At 62.7% G+C, this 17,159-nt stretch carries 18 protein-coding genes; 8 read left to right on the top strand and 10 right to left on the bottom strand.

All coding sequences use genetic code 11. From position 1 onward, the window contains the following. The first annotated feature begins 150 nt into the window (after positions 1–150). Positions 151–441, top strand: coding sequence for a 50S ribosomal protein L28 (gene rpmB, locus IB277_RS18910; RefSeq protein WP_034806568.1), 291 nt, complete (start codon positions 151–153; stop codon positions 439–441). 171 nt (positions 442–612) lie between these two features. Beyond that, a complete protein-coding gene (locus IB277_RS18905) occupies positions 613–1,254 on the top strand; it encodes a VUT family protein (RefSeq protein WP_034806565.1) in 642 nt (213 codons plus the stop codon). 103 nt (positions 1,255–1,357) lie between these two features. Here the strand turns inward: IB277_RS18905 and IB277_RS18900 are convergent, their stop codons facing one another. The 5 genes from IB277_RS18900 to IB277_RS18880 all read right to left on the bottom strand — a co-directional run bounded on the left by IB277_RS18900 (position 1,358) and on the right by IB277_RS18880 (position 6,977). Then, a complete protein-coding gene (locus IB277_RS18900) occupies positions 1,358–1,810 on the bottom strand; it encodes a GNAT family N-acetyltransferase (protein ID WP_162731774.1) in 453 nt (150 codons plus the stop codon). A 270-nt stretch (positions 1,811–2,080) separates the two neighbouring features. Then, positions 2,081–3,085, bottom strand: coding sequence for an esterase-like activity of phytase family protein (locus tag IB277_RS18895; RefSeq protein WP_090299925.1), 1,005 nt, complete (start codon positions 3,083–3,085; stop codon positions 2,081–2,083). Positions 3,086–3,270: 185 nt separating this feature from the next. Next, positions 3,271–5,166 (bottom strand): cobaltochelatase subunit CobT, encoded by a 1,896-nt coding sequence (cobT, locus tag IB277_RS18890; RefSeq protein WP_034806554.1) that lies wholly within the window; start codon positions 5,164–5,166, stop codon positions 3,271–3,273. A gap of 105 nt (positions 5,167–5,271) precedes the next feature. Continuing rightward, positions 5,272–6,267 (bottom strand): cobaltochelatase subunit CobS, encoded by a 996-nt coding sequence (gene cobS / locus IB277_RS18885; RefSeq protein ID WP_034806552.1) that lies wholly within the window; start codon positions 6,265–6,267, stop codon positions 5,272–5,274. A gap of 74 nt (positions 6,268–6,341) precedes the next feature. After that, complete coding sequence (locus IB277_RS18880; protein WP_090299898.1) at positions 6,342–6,977, bottom strand: J domain-containing protein; 636 nt, start codon at positions 6,975–6,977, stop codon at positions 6,342–6,344. A gap of 145 nt (positions 6,978–7,122) precedes the next feature. Between IB277_RS18880 and IB277_RS18875 the strand changes: the two genes are divergently transcribed. After that, the gene (locus tag IB277_RS18875) at positions 7,123–7,404 is read left to right on the top strand and encodes a BolA family transcriptional regulator (RefSeq protein WP_060518522.1); all 282 of its coding nucleotides are present in this window, start codon (positions 7,123–7,125) and stop codon (positions 7,402–7,404) included. Positions 7,405–7,419: 15 nt separating this feature from the next. On the opposite strand, the gene IB277_RS18870 is transcribed toward IB277_RS18875, so the two are convergent. Genes IB277_RS18870 through IB277_RS18860 form a run of 3 tightly spaced genes read right to left on the bottom strand, consistent with a single transcriptional unit; the run spans position 7,420 to position 10,440 of the window. Next, positions 7,420–8,727, bottom strand: a complete 1,308-nt coding sequence (locus IB277_RS18870; protein WP_060518524.1) for an HlyC/CorC family transporter — start codon at positions 8,725–8,727, stop codon at positions 7,420–7,422. Then, the gene (gene aroB, locus IB277_RS18865) at positions 8,724–9,857 is read right to left on the bottom strand and encodes a 3-dehydroquinate synthase (protein WP_090299900.1); all 1,134 of its coding nucleotides are present in this window, start codon (positions 9,855–9,857) and stop codon (positions 8,724–8,726) included. Before aroB ends, IB277_RS18870 begins: the two co-directional genes overlap by 4 nt. Continuing rightward, positions 9,850–10,440, bottom strand: coding sequence for a shikimate kinase (locus tag IB277_RS18860; RefSeq protein ID WP_034806536.1), 591 nt, complete (start codon positions 10,438–10,440; stop codon positions 9,850–9,852). Before IB277_RS18860 ends, aroB begins: the two co-directional genes overlap by 8 nt. 235 nt (positions 10,441–10,675) lie before the next feature. Between IB277_RS18860 and IB277_RS18855 the strand changes: the two genes are divergently transcribed. From IB277_RS18855 to IB277_RS18835, 5 genes are all read left to right on the top strand, one after another. After that, positions 10,676–10,825: a hypothetical protein gene (locus IB277_RS18855; protein ID WP_034806731.1), complete on the top strand. Its 150-nt coding sequence runs from the start codon at positions 10,676–10,678 to the stop codon at positions 10,823–10,825. Then, the gene (gene xerD / locus IB277_RS18850) at positions 10,822–11,778 is read left to right on the top strand and encodes a site-specific tyrosine recombinase XerD (RefSeq protein WP_060518526.1); all 957 of its coding nucleotides are present in this window, start codon (positions 10,822–10,824) and stop codon (positions 11,776–11,778) included. The genes IB277_RS18855 and xerD overlap by 4 nt, the downstream gene beginning before the upstream one ends. 64 nt (positions 11,779–11,842) lie before the next feature. After that, a complete protein-coding gene (locus tag IB277_RS18845) occupies positions 11,843–12,796 on the top strand; it encodes an acetyl-CoA carboxylase carboxyltransferase subunit alpha (RefSeq protein WP_034806530.1) in 954 nt (317 codons plus the stop codon). A 280-nt stretch (positions 12,797–13,076) separates the two neighbouring features. After that, the gene (locus IB277_RS18840) at positions 13,077–14,519 is read left to right on the top strand and encodes a murein L,D-transpeptidase family protein (protein WP_060581198.1); all 1,443 of its coding nucleotides are present in this window, start codon (positions 13,077–13,079) and stop codon (positions 14,517–14,519) included. Next, entirely contained in the window at positions 14,519–14,755 is a 237-nt protein-coding gene (locus IB277_RS18835) for a sulfurtransferase TusA family protein (protein WP_060518528.1), read from the top strand. The genes IB277_RS18840 and IB277_RS18835 overlap by 1 nt, the downstream gene beginning before the upstream one ends. A gap of 45 nt (positions 14,756–14,800) precedes the next feature. Here the strand turns inward: IB277_RS18835 and IB277_RS18830 are convergent, their stop codons facing one another. Continuing rightward, complete coding sequence (locus IB277_RS18830) at positions 14,801–15,982, bottom strand: GTP-binding protein (protein ID WP_110819216.1); 1,182 nt, start codon at positions 15,980–15,982, stop codon at positions 14,801–14,803. A gap of 12 nt (positions 15,983–15,994) precedes the next feature. Next, positions 15,995–17,065: a D-alanyl-D-alanine carboxypeptidase family protein gene (locus IB277_RS18825; RefSeq protein ID WP_034806728.1), complete on the bottom strand. Its 1,071-nt coding sequence runs from the start codon at positions 17,063–17,065 to the stop codon at positions 15,995–15,997. Positions 17,066–17,159: the final 94 nt, after the last annotated feature.

Genomic DNA, 17,159 nt, shown 5'->3' with positions numbered 1-17,159 from the left:
CGGTTTTCCGAGAATGCAAGAGGTTTGGCTTGACGGGCGGGCCGTCTCTGACTATAGAACCGCGACTTTCCAATAATGGCCTAGGAACGCGGCCTGGGCTCTGGGCCCGCTACCGCATTGTCCGGCGGCGATAAAGAGAATAGGTGTACCATGTCCCGTAGTTGCGAATTGACCGGCAAGGGCGTCCAGTCGGGCAACAATGTAAGCCACGCCAACAACAAGACCAAGCGCCGGTTCCTTCCGAACCTGTGCAACGTCACGCTGATTTCCGATGCTCTCGGCCAGCGCTACCGCCTGCGCGTTTCCGCAGCTGCTCTCCGCTCGGTTGAACACCGTGGCGGCCTCGACGCCTTCCTGCTGAAGTCGGACGAGAACGAGTTGAGCATGCGCGCTCGCCTGCTGCGTCGCCAGATCGTCAAGAAGGTTGCTGAAGCCGCCTAATCGGCGCCAGCGCACCGTCTTTGACACGCGTTTAAAAGGCTTGCGGGTTCATCCGGCAAGCCTTTTTCTCGTGCGCACGTTTCTTAACCGATACGCGCTTTTGCCTTCATCGGCCGGGTGCACTGCCCTGCTTTCATCCCTCTAGCTGGTGGCATACCCCAGGATAAAAAAATGCTGATCAACCGCACTTTCTTCGTCTATGTCGCGCTGATGACCCTCGTGGTCGTCGCCTCGAACATCCTCGTTCAGTTTCCGCTACCGGGCTCGATTGCCGGTATGCAGCTCGGCGATCTCCTCACCTGGGGCGCCTTCAGCTATCCCTTCGCCTTCCTGGTGACCGACCTTACCAACCGCCAGTTCGGGCCGCGCATCGCGCGTCGCGTGGTAGTCGCAGGCTTCATCGTCGCCATTCTGCTCTCCATCGTCGCCGCCACGCCGCGCATCGCTATCGCGTCGGGCTCGGCCTTCCTGTTCGGTCAACTCCTGGACATATCGGTGTTCAACCGGCTCCGCCGTCAGAGCTGGTGGCATGCGCCGCTCGCAGGCTCGCTGATCGGCTCGGCGCTCGATACCGCAATGTTCTTCTCCTTTGCGTTCGCACCGTTCTTCGTGTTCTTCGGCCCGAACGACAGCTTTGCGCTGGAAACCGCACCGCTCCTCGGCGTACTTGCGGCTGAAGCACCGCGCTGGATCTCCTGGGCGGTCGGTGACTTGAGCGTGAAGATCCTCTGCGGCCTCGTCATGCTGCTCCCCTATGGCGCGCTGATGAGCATCGTGAAGCCCATGCCCGCTGCGGAAAAGCAGGCGGCCTAAGGGCCGCCTGCCGGCACGCCTCGGCCCGCGCCGAAGCGGCGACCGGGCGTCGATTGCAAGGCGCGGGGAAGAGCAGCAGCCGCCCTTCCCCGCGCCTCACCTTCTAGCGCTGCTTCAAAAGCATCTGAGCGTTTTCGAATGGCAGCCCTTCGTCGTCTTCCGACCGCCGGGACTGTTCTTCAAAGCCGAGGTTCTCGTAGAAGGCATAGGCCTGCGAATTGGCGGTGTAGACCTCCAAGCGGAGCTGCCCCTTCAGCTGCAGGGCATGCGAAACCAGCAAGCGGCCGATGCCGGCACCCTGGTGTCGCGGCGAGACGAACAGCCCGCCGATGAAATCGTCGAGCAAGCTGACGAACCCGGCCGGTTCGCCGTCCCGGATGGCGACCCAAGTCTCCGCGTTCGGCAGATAGACGGTCTCGATCAACAGGCGCTGTTCACACAACCGCGCCTCGCCGACAAAAGCGTGCGCCGTTATCGAGGCCTCGAACCAGATGGCCGACAGTTCTTCCAAATCCGCAGCACGATAGGCGCGGATCATCACACCCATTTTTTTCATGGTTTTTCCGTTCAATAGATATGCGTCAAGAGGGACGCCTGTTCGGCGCCTTGAACAACCGCGAATGCGGGTAAATTTTCAGCCTCTGCGCATAAATCTCCTTCAACGGACAATCGGCCAATAGGCCTTTGCCGGGACACCGTCAAGCATCGGACGAGCTTGTTCGGGCCTCTGCGCAGCCCCGCCGAGCGAGACGGCTCGATCCTTCACCGGCTCTTGGCCGGATCTCCACACGATCGGGCGGATCGCACTATTCAGGAGTTGGCTGGCTTATTGTGTCAGCGCGGTGTTGAGCCGGAACTCCAGCATCAGGTTGCGCTCGAGGATCGAATGGTTGTCGTCGGAGACGACGATGACCCGCACTTCGCCGTCGGGACGCACGACGACGTCGAGGCCTTCCATGTTGTCGATCTGGTAGCCCATGTCCGCTTCGAGGAGGACTTCGCCGTCGACGACCGCGCCGGGCTTGATCTTATCGCCTGGGATCCGACGGATCTGCATGCCGAGACCTGAGCCGAAGGAGAAACGTCGCTCCAGCAGCAAGAGGTCGCCGTTCGGCAGGAAGGCACCATCGGTTGCCGCATAGGGATCCTTGCGCACGACGCTGAATGCGCCGCGCTGTGGCCCGTCGAGGATGCCGGCCAAAAGATTGTCCGCCTTGTCGACGCTGCGTTCGGCAATGGCGATCATGGCGCCCGCGAGGGGGCTATCCTTCGGCGAGACCGCGATCGTCTCAATGCCGGCGTTGCTGCGCAGCTCGCTGATCGGAAACGGCAATGCCAGGCTTCCGATCGGCTTCGAGCCGGCAAAACCCGGATCCGGATAGATGTCGATGCGATGGGCCTGCTCGTAACTGACGATCGCCTGGCCTTCTCGAAGGGCAAGCCCTTCGGAATCCACCTTCCATTTCGCCAGGCCGACATCACCGTTACGATCCGCCATCGGCGTGGCGGTCAGGTTGGTGATACCGGAAAGCCGTCCCTGCTCGTCGCGGGTTACCGCACCTTCCAGCCAGTGGCCGGTATCCATGACGGCAACGAAAGAGCTGCCGTCAGGACGAAAGCGGATTGCCGAAACCGCGCCGAACAGCGGATTTGACGAGGTCATCTCCAGACCGCCGAGAAACTCCAGGGCGCCAAACCGGGTGGCGCTGGAGCCGACAGCGAAATTACTGATCTGGCGGCTGCGGATCGGCAGGTCTTCGCTATCGGAAGCGGACCATGCCGGGCAGGCCGAAGTCAGGAGGAAAAGGGCTAGGAGACCGCGGCCAAGCATCAAGAGAAGTACCTTCAGGGGGGCATCGGGAATGACGCGGCGTGCGCTCACAGTGAGCCCGCCACGCATGGTAGCTTGGTAGACTGTAAAACTATGTCCGTAAATTGACTTCGGCCGCCAGCGATGCGTGCAGGTGCCGATTGGCAGCTCGGAGGCGATGTTCCACCGCCCCCAAGGGGGAAGCATCACCCGGCGCGGCGAAGACGCGAAGAACCGCGGCGCTGGCTTTCGTCCTCGAAGAGTGCGGCCAGCTGTTCGGTCATCGCGCCGGCAAGCTCATCGGCATCGACGATCGTGACGGCACGGCGATAGTAGCGCGTCACGTCGTGGCCGATACCGATTGCCAGCAGTTCCACCGGCGAGCGCGTTTCGATCTGCTCGATGACCGCGCGCAGGTGACGCTCCAGATAGTTTCCGGGATTGACCGACAGCGTCGAGTCGTCGACCGGCGCGCCGTCCGAAATCATCATCAGGATGCGCCGCTGTTCGCGCCGCGCCATCAGCCGCTCATGCGCCCAAATCAGCGCCTCGCCGTCGATGTTTTCCTTGAGCAGGCCTTCCCGCATCATCAGGCCCAGATTGCGTCGTGCGCGGCGCCACGGAGCGTCGGCAGACTTGTAGACGATGTGTCGCAGGTCGTTGAGGCGACCCGGGGCCTGTGGCTTGCCGCCGGCCAGCCACTTCTCGCGTGACTGCCCACCCTTCCACGCCTTGGTGGTAAAACCAAGGATCTCGACCTTGACGCCGCAGCGCTCGAGCGTGCGCGCCAGGATATCGGCGCAAGTGGCGGCAACCGTGATCGGGCGGCCTCGCATCGAGCCGGAATTGTCGATCAGCAGCGTCACGACGGTATCGCGGAAGTTAGTGTCCTTTTCGCGCTTGAAGGAGAGCGGCTGCATCGGATCGATGATGATGCGCTGAAGTCGCGCCGAGTCGAGATAGCCCTCTTCGAGATCGAACTCCCAGGAGCGGTTCTGCTGCGCCATCAGGCGGCGCTGCAGCCGATTCGCAAGCCGGCCGACCGCACCCTGCAGATGGGCAAGCTGCTTGTCGAGGAAGGCGCGCAGCCGGTCGAGCTCGGCCTCGTCGCAAAGCTCTTCCGAGGCGATGGTCTCGTCGAACTCGCGGGTGAAGACGGCGTAGTCGACCTTCTCGTTGAAGTCGGCGAAGGGCTGGTTCGGACGCTTGACCTCGCCGGGCGTTTCGCTGTCCTCGTCGCCTTCGTCCTGGAGGTCGTCGTCGGAGATCTCCGCGCCGTCCATCTCGCCTTCTTCCATCTGCTCTTCGGCAGCCTGGTTCTCGTCGGCGGGTGCGGCATCGTCGCCGGCTTCCTCGTCGCTGGCGTTCTCGTCCTGCTCCTGGCTGCGCGGCTGGTCTTCGTCGGTCTCGCTTTCCTGCTCGTCCGGCTCGTTGTCGTCGTCACCGTATTTCTCGGCGACTTCCATCGAGGTCAGCATGTCGCGAACGACCCGGGCAAAGGCCTGCTGGTTGTTGATCGTCGACGACAGGTGCTCAATGTCGCCGGCAGCCTTGCCCTCGATGAACTCGCGCCAGAGGTCGAGCACCTTGCCGGCAGATGCCGGCGGCTTCTGGCCCGTCAGCTTCTCGCGCACCAGCAGCGCTACGGCCTCGCCGAGCGGCGCGTCCGCCTGGCGCTCGATCGTTGCGAAATTCGCCTTGGCGTATTTCTCTTCGAGCATGACGTTGAGGTTCTTGGCGACACCCGCCATGCGCAGCGACCCGATCGCCTCGACACGCGCCTGCTCCACCGCATCGAAGATCGCGCGGGCATCTGCGCCTTGCGGCGACATGGTCGCGTGGATACGCGCATCGTGACAGGCCTTGCGCAGCGCCATGCTGTCACCGAGCCCGCGGGTCACGGCAAGTTCCTGCAGGGTCGGGCGCTTGGAAAGTTCCGGTAGACGGATGCGTTCGCCGGTCATGCCCGGCCGCTCGTTGGCGAAGGCGACTTCCACCTCGGCATCGCCCGCGATCGATCGGATGCAGCCGGAAAGCGCCCGCTTGAACGGTTCCGCAGCATTCTCGCGCGTGGTTGGCTTTGCCTTCGAATTCGAGCTCACGACAGTTCCTTCTTCAGCCAGAGGCGACGGCGCCCCAGTGGGGCGTCATCCGGTTTGCCACAGCGTCATGGCCCACCCTCCCAAAGGGGACGGCAGGCCGTGGGATCAGGCGGTGGCTTCGAGCACGATGTTGGCAGCGCTTTCCTTCAGCTCGATGCCGAAGGCGCGCTGGTAGTGCTCGGCGACCAGCGCCCGCTCCAGCTCGTCGCACTTGTTGAGGAAGGTCACGCGGAAGGCGAAAGCGATGTCGCCGAAGATGTGGGCGTTCTCGGCCCAGGTGATGACCGTACGCGGGCTCATGACGGTCGAGAGATCGCCATTGATGAAGGCTGCGCGCGTGAGGTCGGCGACACGTACCATCTTGGAGACGGTCTCGCGGCCCTTGTCGGCAGTGAAGCCCTTGACCTTGGCGGCGACGATGTCGACTTCCTTGTCGTGCGGCAGGTAGTTCAGCGTGGTGACGATCGACCAGCGGTCCATCTGCGCCTGATTGATCTGCTGCGTGCCATGATAGAGGCCGGTCGTGTCGCCGAGGCCGACGGTGTTGGCGGTCGCAAACAGGCGGAAGGCCGGGTGCGGACGGATGACACGGCTCTGGTCGAGCAGCGTCAGGCGGCCGGAGGATTCCAGCACGCGCTGGATGACGAACATGACGTCCGGGCGGCCGGCATCGTATTCGTCGAAGACGAGCGCGACATTGTGCTGGTAGGCCCAGGGCAGGATGCCGTCCTTGAATTCGGTGACCTGCAGGCCGTCCTTGACGACGATCGCGTCCTTGCCGACGAGGTCGATACGGCTGACATGGCTATCGAGGTTGACGCGCACGCACGGCCAGTTGAGGCGCGCGGCGACCTGCTCGATATGGGTGGACTTGCCGGTGCCGTGATAGCCCGACACCATCACGCGTCGGTTGTGGGCGAAGCCTGCGAGAATGGCGAGCGTCGTTTCGCGGTCGAAGAGGTAGTCCGGATCCAGATCCGGGACATAGGCGTCGCCCTTCGAATAGGCAGGAACGCGCAAATCCGTATCAATGCCGAAAACCTCCCGGACGGAAATCGTGGTGTCGGGGAGGTTGGAAATGTCGAGGTCAATCTTGCTCATCATGTCTCCAGAGCGGCCACCGGACGGCACCCGCGCATTCGCCTGCAAAAGTGCTTCTGTATTAATCCGGGTTGTTAGCAGAAACCAGCCTGTTTTAACAATTGGTAGGCCTGAATAACCGCGCGAAAACGCTCTTCCGATCCTCTATCTCCGCCATTGGCATCGGGGTGATGCTTCTTGACGAGGTCCTTGTATGCCGCCTTGATGTCGGGAGTGGTCGCCGAGGCTCCGAGACCAAGCGTTTCGAAGGCCTTCGCCTCGAGCGTCTTCAGCTTGCGCTGACGTGGCTCGGGACGACCGGATCGCGCCCGTGCCTCGCTGACAAAGCCGAAGGGATCGCGCATGCGGGCCTGGGCGCCGGCAGAGCCAGACCGCGTCTGCGACTGGGTCGGGCCGTTCTTCGCGTTCTTGTTGACGCCGACAGTCCAGGTGGGCCGATGACCGGTGATCGCTTCCTTCTGGTAGCGGGCGACCTCGCTGTCGGAGAGGCCGGAGAAGAAGTTGTAGCCCTTGTTGTATTCCTTCACGTGCTCGAAGCAGAACATGAAGTACTGCCCCTCGGCGTTGCGACCGACGGGCGCCCGGTGCACACCCTTCTGATCGCAGCCGTCCCACTGACAGACGGGAGCCGCCGGCTCTGCCTGCGGCTCGACCTTGCGCCGGGTTCGAATGCGATCGAAGTATTTTGAATCGAGTCTCATGGCGCTCATTATGGGGTTTGGCGGGAGTCACAACAAGAATTGACAAAGCGGAATGTTGCTGGCTTTGTGCGGGCATTTTGCGCCGCCGTGCCAGCGATTACCGGGTTCTTAACTGCGAGGGGGCGCCAAGCAAACAGCAAAATGGGACGGAAGAATGTCGCTCACCGAGACCATCGAAAAGAAGCTGATCGAGGCCTTCCACCCTGAACGGCTCGAGGTCATCAACGAGAGCCATCAGCATGCCGGCCATCAGCCGGGCTTCGATGGTACCGGCGAGTCCCACATGCGCGTGCGTATCGTTTCTAGCGCCTTTGCCGGCATGAGCCGTGTCGCCCGCCACCGCGCCATCAATGATCTCCTGAAGCCAGAACTCGACGCCGGCCTGCATGCGCTCGCCGTCGAGCCGGCAGCCCCCGGCGAGCCGACCCGCTGGTAGAGGCAATCGCGGCCATCAGGCCAGCGGAGCGCCCTCTTCCGCCGGGCGGATGCGCAGCTTGGTAATGCGGTTCTTCACCCGCTTCATCACGATGAAGCGTTTGCCGTGGAAGGTGAAGGCCTGGCGTTCCTCCGGAATGCTCTTGGACTCGTGGATGACCAGACCGGCCACCGTCGTCGCCTCCTCGTCCGGCAGCGACCAGTCGAGCGCGCGGTTGAGATCGCGGATCGGCACCGAGCCATCGACGACGATCGAGCCATCGGCTTCCTGGCGCACGCCCTGAATGTCGAGGTCGTGCTCATCGGCGATATCGCCGACGATTTCCTCCAGAATGTCCTCCAGCGTCACCAGACCCTGAACCTGACCATACTCGTCGACGACGATCGCCAGATGCAGCTTGCGACGCAGGAACGCGTTGAGCTGATCCTTGAGGTTGGTCGTGTCCGGCACGAACCAGGGCTTCTGCGCGATCTTGACGATATCGAGGTTTTCCGGCTCGACATTGGGTTCGGCCAGCGCCCTCAGCAAATCCTTGGAATGCACGACGCCGATGATGTTGTCCGTCGACCCGCGCCAGAGCGGCAGCCGCGTGAACGGGCTTTCGAGAATATCGCGGACGCAGGTTTCCGGCGGCTCGTCGGCATTGATCGCCCGCATGCTGGTGCGGTGGATCATGATGTCGGAGATTTCAAGCTCGCCAAGATCGAGCACGCCGCCGAGCCGATCGCGGTCGGCCTTGATCACCGAGCCCTCACGGTGCAGCAGGTCCACGGCGCCGCGCAGTTCCTCATGCGCCGACAGCATAGACATGTCGGAGGCCAGGTTGATGCCGAAGATGTTAAGCAGGCGCCGGACGATGCCGTTGACGAGGCTCGAAACCGGGCCGACGACGGCGACGAAGAGACGGACGAGCGGTGCCACGGCAATCGCGAAACGATCCGGCGAGGCAATCGCCCAGCTCTTCGGCAGTACTTCCGAGAAGATGACGAGCAGCACGGTCATGGCGAGTGTGGCGATCGCCACGCCGCTGTCGCCGAAGAGACCGATCAGCAGGCTCGTCGTCAGTGACGAGGCAAGAATGTTGACGAGATTGTTACCGATCAGCAGCGCGCCGATCAGCCGGTCGCGACGCTCGATCAGCCGGTTGACGATGCCGGCGCGCTCTTCGCCGTTGTTTTCCAGCGTATGCATACGCGAGCGCGACGCGGCGGTCAGCGCCGTCTCCGAACCCGAAAAGAAGCCCGAAAGCACAAGCAGGCAGAAGACTGACAGGATCGACAGCCAGTACTCCGCCAGGAAGGCAATGAAGGCTTCGCCGGTCATTGCGGGTGCTTTTCCCTCAGGAAGCTCAGAACCTCGGAGGATGGGACGTCATCAGCGACGAAGGACTGGCCAATACCCTTCGTCAGGATGAAGGTGAGCTTGCCGCCCTTGACCTTCTTGTCCTGGGCAATCGCGTCCATCAGCCGATCTGCCGGAGGCAGTGTACCGGGAATTTCCGACATGCGCGTCGGCAGGCCGACGGCCCTCAGATGCGCCTCGACACGGGTTGCATCGTCGGCGCTCGCAAGGTTCATGCGCGTCGAGAACTGATGCGCCAGCACCATGCCGATCGAAACGCCCTCACCGTGCACCAGCCGGGCGCTGTCGTATTCGGTCGCCGCCTCCAGTGCATGGCCGAAGGTGTGGCCGAGATTGAGCAGCGCGCGCAGGCCATTTTCGCGTTCGTCCGCCGCCACGACGTCCGCCTTGGCCTGGCAGCTGACTGCGATCGCCTCAATGCGGGCGCTACCCCCCGCAAAGACCGCCTGCCAGTTGTTTTCGAGCCAGGCAAAGAAGTCCGGCTTGTCGATCAGCCCGTATTTTGCGACCTCGGCATAACCGGCGCGGAATTCGCGCTCGCTCAAGGTGTCGAGCACGTCGGTGTCGGCCAGCACCAGATCCGGCTGGTGGAAGACACCGATCAGGTTCTTGCCGTGCGGCGAATTGATGCCGGTCTTGCCGCCGACGGAGGAATCCACCTGCGCCAAGAGCGAGGTCGGTATCTGGATGAAGCGCGAGCCGCGGCGCACGATGCCGGCGGCAAAGCCGGTGAGATCACCGATGACGCCGCCGCCAAGCGCGATCACCGCATCGTTGCGCTCGATCCGGGCGCCAAGCACCGTTTCGCAGACCGGAATCAGATGTTCGAAGCTCTTGGTCTTTTCGCCGGCGGGAAGCACCAGCGACACGGCGTCGATGTCGCACTCCCCAAGGCTCGCCATCAGCGGCTCAAGGTAGCGCGGCGCGACGTTCTCATCGGTGATGACGGCCATCTTGCGCCCCTTGAGGCGGGCGGCGATTTCCTCACCGGCCGCCGCAATCAGCCCGGGACCGATCAGGATGTCGTAGGAACGGTCACCGAGGTCGACACGGACCTTGCGTTCGGCGGCAGGCATCGCATGGCTATTCATGGGTCTTCTTGTCCTGGTACTCGATGACGGCGGTGAGGACATCCTCGACCATCGTCTCTTTCTTCACATCGCGCGACAGCACCGTCAGGTCCGCTTCGGCGTAGATCGGGTAACGCGCATTCATCAGGTTTTCGAGCGTCTGCTTCGGGTTCTCGGTCTTCAGCAGCGGCCGGGTGTCGCGCTTGTTGACCCGCTCCCAGAGCACGTCGAGCTCGGCGTTCAGCCAGACCGTCAGGCCACCCTTCTTGATCTGGCGGCGCGAGCGCTCGTTGATATAGGCGCCGCCGCCGGTCGAGACCACGCGCGGACCGCTGCGCAAGAGCCGCTTCAGCACCCGCGTTTCAAGCGCCCGGAACTCGTCTTCGCCATAGCGGGCAAAGAGATCGCTGATCGTCATGCGCGAGACGCGCTCGATCTCATGGTCGGAATCGACGAAGGGAATGCCAAGCGCCTGAGCCGTCAAACGACCGATTGCCGATTTGCCGGCGCCCATCAGGCCGATGAACACGAGATTACGTTTACCGAGTACAAGCTTCGCCCGCTCGGCAAGCGTTGCGGAAACCGGTTCGATCACGTCGTTCATTGGACTTCTTATTCCCCATTCCCTTTCGGTATCGACAAATCGGGGTGTAGCGTCAAGTCGTCGCGCGCGTCCGCTCACGGTTCTTGAACTCGGCGGAAGCGGCGTTCATATAGGTCTGGCACCCGCCACAGCGTCGCGCGCTCATTCCGAGCGCCTGAAACGCACTGGCCGTTTGAACGCCTGCATGTAACCTTACGTCCGCTTCGATCGAAAGGCACATGCAGAGGAGATTGAAATGCCGACCCTCTTCCGGTTCCTGTTCTTCTGCGCCGTAATTGCCGGGATAGTGTACGGCACGATGATCTCTCTCGTCACCTTCGTCGAGCCGACGGAGCGCGACGTCACCGTGAAGATCCCGTCCGAACGGGTGAACAAGACCCAATGAGCGATCTTTCCGCCGCCCATGTCGAGGCTTTCCTCGAAATGATGAGCGCCGAGCGGGGTGCAGCGGTCAACACGCTGCAATCCTACGAGCGTGACCTCGAAGATGCCTCCTCGCATCTGCGCACGCTCGGAACCGGGCTGACCGGGGCGACACCAGATGACCTTCGCGGGTATCTCGCCCATCTCGCCGGTCAGGGCTTCAAGGCTTCCTCGCAAGCGCGGCGGCTTTCGGCGCTCAGGCAGTTCTACAAATTCCTCTACGCCGAAGGCATGCGCGGCGACGACCCCACCGGGATCCTCGACGCCCCGAAGAAGGGACGTAGCCTGCCGAAGACGCTGAGCGTCGACGACGTCTCGCGCCTGATCGGCCAGGCGGAGACCGAGGCGGCAGCCGGCGGTACCGACCACCTCGCCAAATTGCGCATGCATGCGCTGATCGAACTGCTCTATGCGACCGGCATGCGCGTCAGCGAACTGGTGTCGCTGCCGGCAAGCGTGCTCGCCCAGAACGGCCGCTTCCTCGTCATCCGCGGCAAGGGCAACAAGGACCGCCTCGTTCCACTATCGCAGGCAGCGATCCGGGCCATGCGGGCCTATGGCGAGGCGCTCGCCGAGGAGATTGCGCGCGAGGAAAGTGGCAACCGAGAGAGCCCGTGGCTCTTCCCCTCCTCGGGCAAGCAGGGGTTCCTGCCGCGCCAGGTTTTTGCCCGCGATCTGAAATCGCTGGCCGCGCGCGCCAGCATTCGCGTCGCCACGATCTCCCCGCACGTGCTTAGACATGCCTTCGCCAGCCACCTGCTGGCCAATGGCGCCGACCTTCGCGCGGTGCAGGAACTGCTCGGTCACTCGGACATTTCAACGACACAAATCTATACACATGTTCTGGAAGAACGGCTGCACAACCTGGTGCAAAACCATCACCCTCTTGCCAAACAGGCGAAAAAACAGGATTAGGACCGCCGGGCAGGCTGGTTTCGGCCCGCAGACCCTTGTCGCAAAATGATCGGAAACGCATCTCATGCACAACTATCTCGATTTCGAAAAACCCATCTCCGACCTCGAAGGCAAGATTCTCGAATTGAAGAAGCTCGCCGGCGAAGACGAGAGTGTGAACACTTCGGATGAGATCGAACGCCTGGAGACGCGCGTCCGCGACGCGATGGTCGAGATCTATTCCAAGCTGACGCCGTGGCAGAAGACCCAGGTCGCCCGCCACCCCTCGCGCCCGCACTTCCTGGATTATGCCGCCGAACTCTTCACCGAGTTCACGCCGCTTGCCGGCGACCGCAACTTCGCCAACGACGACGCCATTCAGGCCGGTCTTGCGCGCTTCCGCGGCATGCCGGTCGCCGTTCTCGGCCAGGAAAAGGGCAACGACACCAAGTCGCGCATCAAGCACAATTTCGGCAGCCCCCGTCCGGAAGGCTACCGCAAGGCGATCCGCGTCATGGAAATGGCTGACCGCTTCGGCCTGCCGCTGATCACGCTGGTCGATACCGCAGGCGCCTACCCGGGCGTTAACGCCGAAGAGCGCGGCCAGGCGGAAGCGATTGCCCGCTCCACCGAGATGTGCCTGAACGTTCGCGTGCCGATCGTCACCGTCGTCATCGGCGAAGGCGGCTCCGGCGGTGCGATTGCGATCGCCACCGGCAACCGCGTCTACATGCTCGAGCATGCGATCTACAGCGTCATCTCGCCGGAAGGTGCAGCCTCGATCCTGTGGCGCGATTCCACCCGCGCCAAGGAAGCGGCCAGCAACATGAAGATCACGTCCGAGGATCTGAAAGCGCTCGGCGTCATCGACGGCATCATTCAGGAACCGGTCGGCGGCGCGCACCGCGACCCGAACGCGGTCATCGGCCGCACCGGAACCGTGATCGCCGACGCGCTCAAGGAACTTTCCGGACGCGATGGCGACCAGTTGCGCACCGATCGCCGACAAAAATATCTGAATATCGGCCGTAACCTCTAAGCCGGATCGGCAGTCCTTAAGCGGGAGCGGGGCGGAAATCCCACGACCTTCCCCTCGCCCGATCTGATGGCCCGCGATTGCGGAAGCGGATTTCGCAACTGCAAAGCGGAGTGTGGCCAAATCTTGGCCATATTCATGAGGTCATGAACAGCGCATCGGCAGGGCCACCCTGCAGGGTTAAGAATTCGTGAAGTATAATCGCTTAGTGATTCTCTAAAAGGCCCACCCTCGCGGACTTGGGCTTTCCTAGTCGAGTTTGGGTTTGAACGGGCCTCTGCTGATGCGTTTCTGGAACCTTTTAGCTTCCGCCGCCATTGTCGCCGCGCTTGCCGGCTGCACCAACGAAACGCTGGATGCGACGACATCGGTCGATATCAAGTCCGTCAGGAACAAGACCGAGTATCAGGTCTCTGCCCCGATGGTCAAAAAGATGAGCGAGCTCGGGATGCAGAAGCAAGCCCCGATCGCGCTGCGCATCTTCAAGGAAGAAGGCACGCTCGAGGTCTGGAAGGCCAATACCGCCAACCGCTTCCAGCTTTTGAAGACCTACAAGATCTGCGCCTGGTCCGGCAAGCTTGGGCCCAAGGTGAAGGAAGGCGACCGGCAGGCGCCGGAAGGCTTCTACCCGCTCTTCCCGCGCCAGATGAACCCCAATTCCAACTACTATCTGGCGATCAACACCGGCTATCCCAACGCCTACGACAAGGCGAACGGTCGCCAGGGCACACACCTGATGATCCACGGCGCCTGCTCGTCGTCGGGCTGCTACTCGATGACCGACGAGCAGATGATCGAGATCTTTGCGCTCGCCCGCGATAGCTTCAAGGGCGGCCAGGAAAGCGTTCAGCTGCAGGCCTTCCCCTTCCGCATGACCGCGGAGAACATGGCGCGGCACCGCGACAATCCGAATATCGACTTCTGGAAGATGCTGAAGGTCGGCTACGACCAGTTTGAAGTCACCAAGCGTCCGCCGGAAGTCAATGTCTGCGAGAAGAAATACGTCTTCAACCAGCAGGCCTCCGGCCCGTTCAATCCGGGTGGCCAGTGCCCCGCCATGTCGACGCCGCCGGCCCTGCAGGTGGCGATGGCGAGCTTCGAAAAGAGCTACCAGACCGACTACGACAAGGCGATGAAGAAGTATGACGGCATGGTCTGGTACGAGCCAAGCGAAGCCGAGCGCAAGGCGATCGTCGCCAAGCAGCGCGTCGGCCGCGAACTCGCCTATGCGCCGACCGGAAACTCGCTTGACGCCGGCAAGATGATGAAGGCGAGCGATCTCGAAAAGAAGATCGCCTTGCAGAAGGAAGCGGAAGAAACCAAGCAGGCCGTCGAGATCCAGAAGAAGGAACTCGAAAAGGCGACCGATGGCGGCAAGCACGTCCCGGTCCCGGCCGCCAATCCCATTCCGCAGCCAGTGATGCAGGCGGCCGTCGAGCAGCCGAAGAAATCCTTCTGGAGCCTGTTCTCCAAGAGCGAGCCGGAGTTGCAGATGCCGGCCCCGGTCGTCATCACGCCTGAACAGCAGGCTACTGCCGCACCGCAGACACAAGCCGCCCCGGCAACGACCGCAAAGCAGGCGAAGGCGCCGGCCCCTGCCGCCCAGCAGCAGGCCGCTGCCGTGACCACGGCAACGACACCGTCAGCCGATGCGGCCGCCGAAGCGCCTGTTATGACGGAAGAGCCGCCGAAGAAGCGGCCGTTCTGGAAGATCTGGGGCAATTGATGCCGGACGAACAGAAGATCGTCTATGACCTGAGGGGGCTTAAATGCCCCCTTCCCGTTTTGAAGACGCGTAAACGCATGACTTCGCTGGCGCCGGGCGCCTTGCTGGAGATTGAGACCACCGATCCGCTGGCGGTGATCGACATTCCGCATTTCTGCAACGAGGACGGCCACAAGCTTGTAGAGGCCGCACCCGCCGACGGCGGCCACCGGTTCCTCATCCGCAAGGGCTCGTAAGACGCCACGTCTGCCGCGCGGCAACGCTTCGATTACTGAGGTGATTTAGAACCGCATGCCTGGCACGGCGAGCGGATTGTCAGACAACGCTTGGGCGTCTGGCCGGTCGATGCGCGGCTTGCCGGTGAAGGCGTCGAAGAGGTCGCGGACGAAGGCCTCTTCCAACCCCTTGGTGATCAGCACCATGCGCGTGCGACGGTCGTTCGGGTCCGGCCAGGCGGCGAGCCGCTCCGGCGTGTGGAAGACGTTCTGCACGCCATGCAGCACCAGCGGCCGGTCCGGCCTGTCGGCAACCGCGACGATCGCCTTCATCCGGAGCAGCTTCTCGCCATGCGCCGAGCGCAGGAGATCGATGAACATGTCGAGCGCCATAGGCTCGATCGGCCGGTCGTGCACGATGCTGAAGGAGCGGATGTCGCCGCCATGTCGCGTCACATCGTGATGGTGATGATGATCGTGCCCATGATCATGGTGGTGATCGTGGTCGTGATGATCGTGACCGTGGTCATGGTCATGGTCATGATCATGATCATGATCATCGTGGTCGTGGTGCGCCTCGTCCTGCAGCCAGCGGCCGACATCGGCGATCTTCGACGACGGGTCGTAGAGGCCACAATCGAACAGCTCTGCGCGCCCGGCTTCGGCGCTGTCGCCATCGATCAGCGGCGCGCGCGGATTGAGCCCGCGGATCCGCGCCGTCAGCGCATCACGCTCCGACGTTTCGGCAAGGCCGGTCTTGCTGATGACGATGCGATCGGCAACGGCAATCTGCTTCAGCGCTTCTTCGTGATTGGCGATCGTCTGCAGGCCGTTGACGGCGTCGACGACGGTGACCACGCCATCCAGCCGGAAGTTCTGCGCAATGACCGGATTGCCGATCACCGATTGCAGCACTGGCGCCGGGTCGGCAAGGCCGGTGGTTTCGATAACGACGCGCTTCAGCGGCTTGATCTTGCCAGTCTGCATGCGGTCCATGAGATCGGCAAGCGTATCGACCAGTTCGCCACGCACGGTACAGCAGAGGCAGCCGTCGGAAAGCTCGATGACCCCGTCGCCGGAGGCTTCCACCAGCAGATGATCGATCGACACGTCGCCGAACTCGTTGATGATAACGGCCGTATCCGAGAGATCAGGATCCTTCAGCAGCCGGTTGAGCAGCGTCGTCTTGCCCGCACCGAGGAAGCCGGTAAGGATCGAGACCGGCACCGCCGACAAGGGACTAACCATCATGCACTCCGATCAGAAGGTCGGCCGCGGCACCGGGATCGGCACATTGGCGACATCGCCCTGGCCGGCCGGGTCGCCGGCAAGCTTCGGCGCTTTTTCGCCGCTGCCGGCGATCAGCCCGGCGAAGGCAAGCTTCAGCGGCCGGTTGATTTCGTGGATATAGGGCGAGAGCAGCTTCTGGCGGCCGGCTTCGTCGCGGCCCTCGCTGCGAACCTTCGCGGCCGCCTTCGAGCAGATCTGCTTGCTGACATCGGCCACCATGTCGCGCGTCTCGCCATAGGCCGGGATCTGCACCAGCGACGGCTTGCCGTTGCCGTTCGTCGTCAGTGCCATCTGCAGGAGCCGTGCGGACTCATCCGCACGCGCACCGAGGCTGTCCTCGCCGAGCACGACCGAGACGACGCTGCGCCCCTCGCGGGTGGCGGATGAAACCTGGTTGAAGCCGGAGGCGCAGATGAAGCCGGTTTTCATGCCGTCAGCCCCTTCGAAGCGGCCGATCAGCATGTTGTAGTTCGGATAATCCTTCTTGCCGGTGGTGAAACCTTCCAGCGAGAAATAGGAGGCGTATTGCGGAAACTCGCGCTTGAGCGTGATCGCGAGTACCGCAAGGTCGCGGGCGGTCGTGTACTGGCCGGGACCAGGCAGACCGTTGGGATTGATGAAGTTCGAGGAGGTCATGCCGATGCGGCGGGCCTCTGCATTCATCCGCTCGATGAAGGCGGGCTCCGAACCGGCGACCGTTTCGGCGATCGCGACCGCAACATCGTTTGCCGACTTCACCAGCATCATCTTCAGCGCGCTGTCGAGCGTCATCGCCTGGCCGGGCTTGTAGAACATCTTGCTCGGCGGCTCGGCGGCGGCGTTCTTGGTCATGATGACCGGGCTCTCGAGCGTGAGCTGACCGGACTTGATGGCGCGGAAGGCCGTGTAGGCCGTCATCAGCTTGGTCAGCGACGCCGGATACCATTTCTGGAAGATATCCTGGTGCTCGTAAACCTTCAGCGAATTGACGTCGACGACCAGCCTTGGATTGGCCGCAGCCGGCAGCGCCGCAAGAAGCGTGGCGCATGTCGCCGCCGTCACTCCGAGCGCCTTCATCTTGCCACGCGTGAAAAATCCTGCTGTCACCACGATAGGACCTCGAAAATCCGCTGTTGCCTCGTCTCGTCCGGCTATT

Source organism: Ensifer sp. ENS07, from assembly GCF_014852185.1.
Classification (GTDB): domain Bacteria; phylum Pseudomonadota; class Alphaproteobacteria; order Rhizobiales; family Rhizobiaceae; genus Ensifer; species Ensifer adhaerens.
Note: the sequence above shows the minus strand (reverse complement) of the source record. Positions and strands in the feature narration are given on the sequence as shown.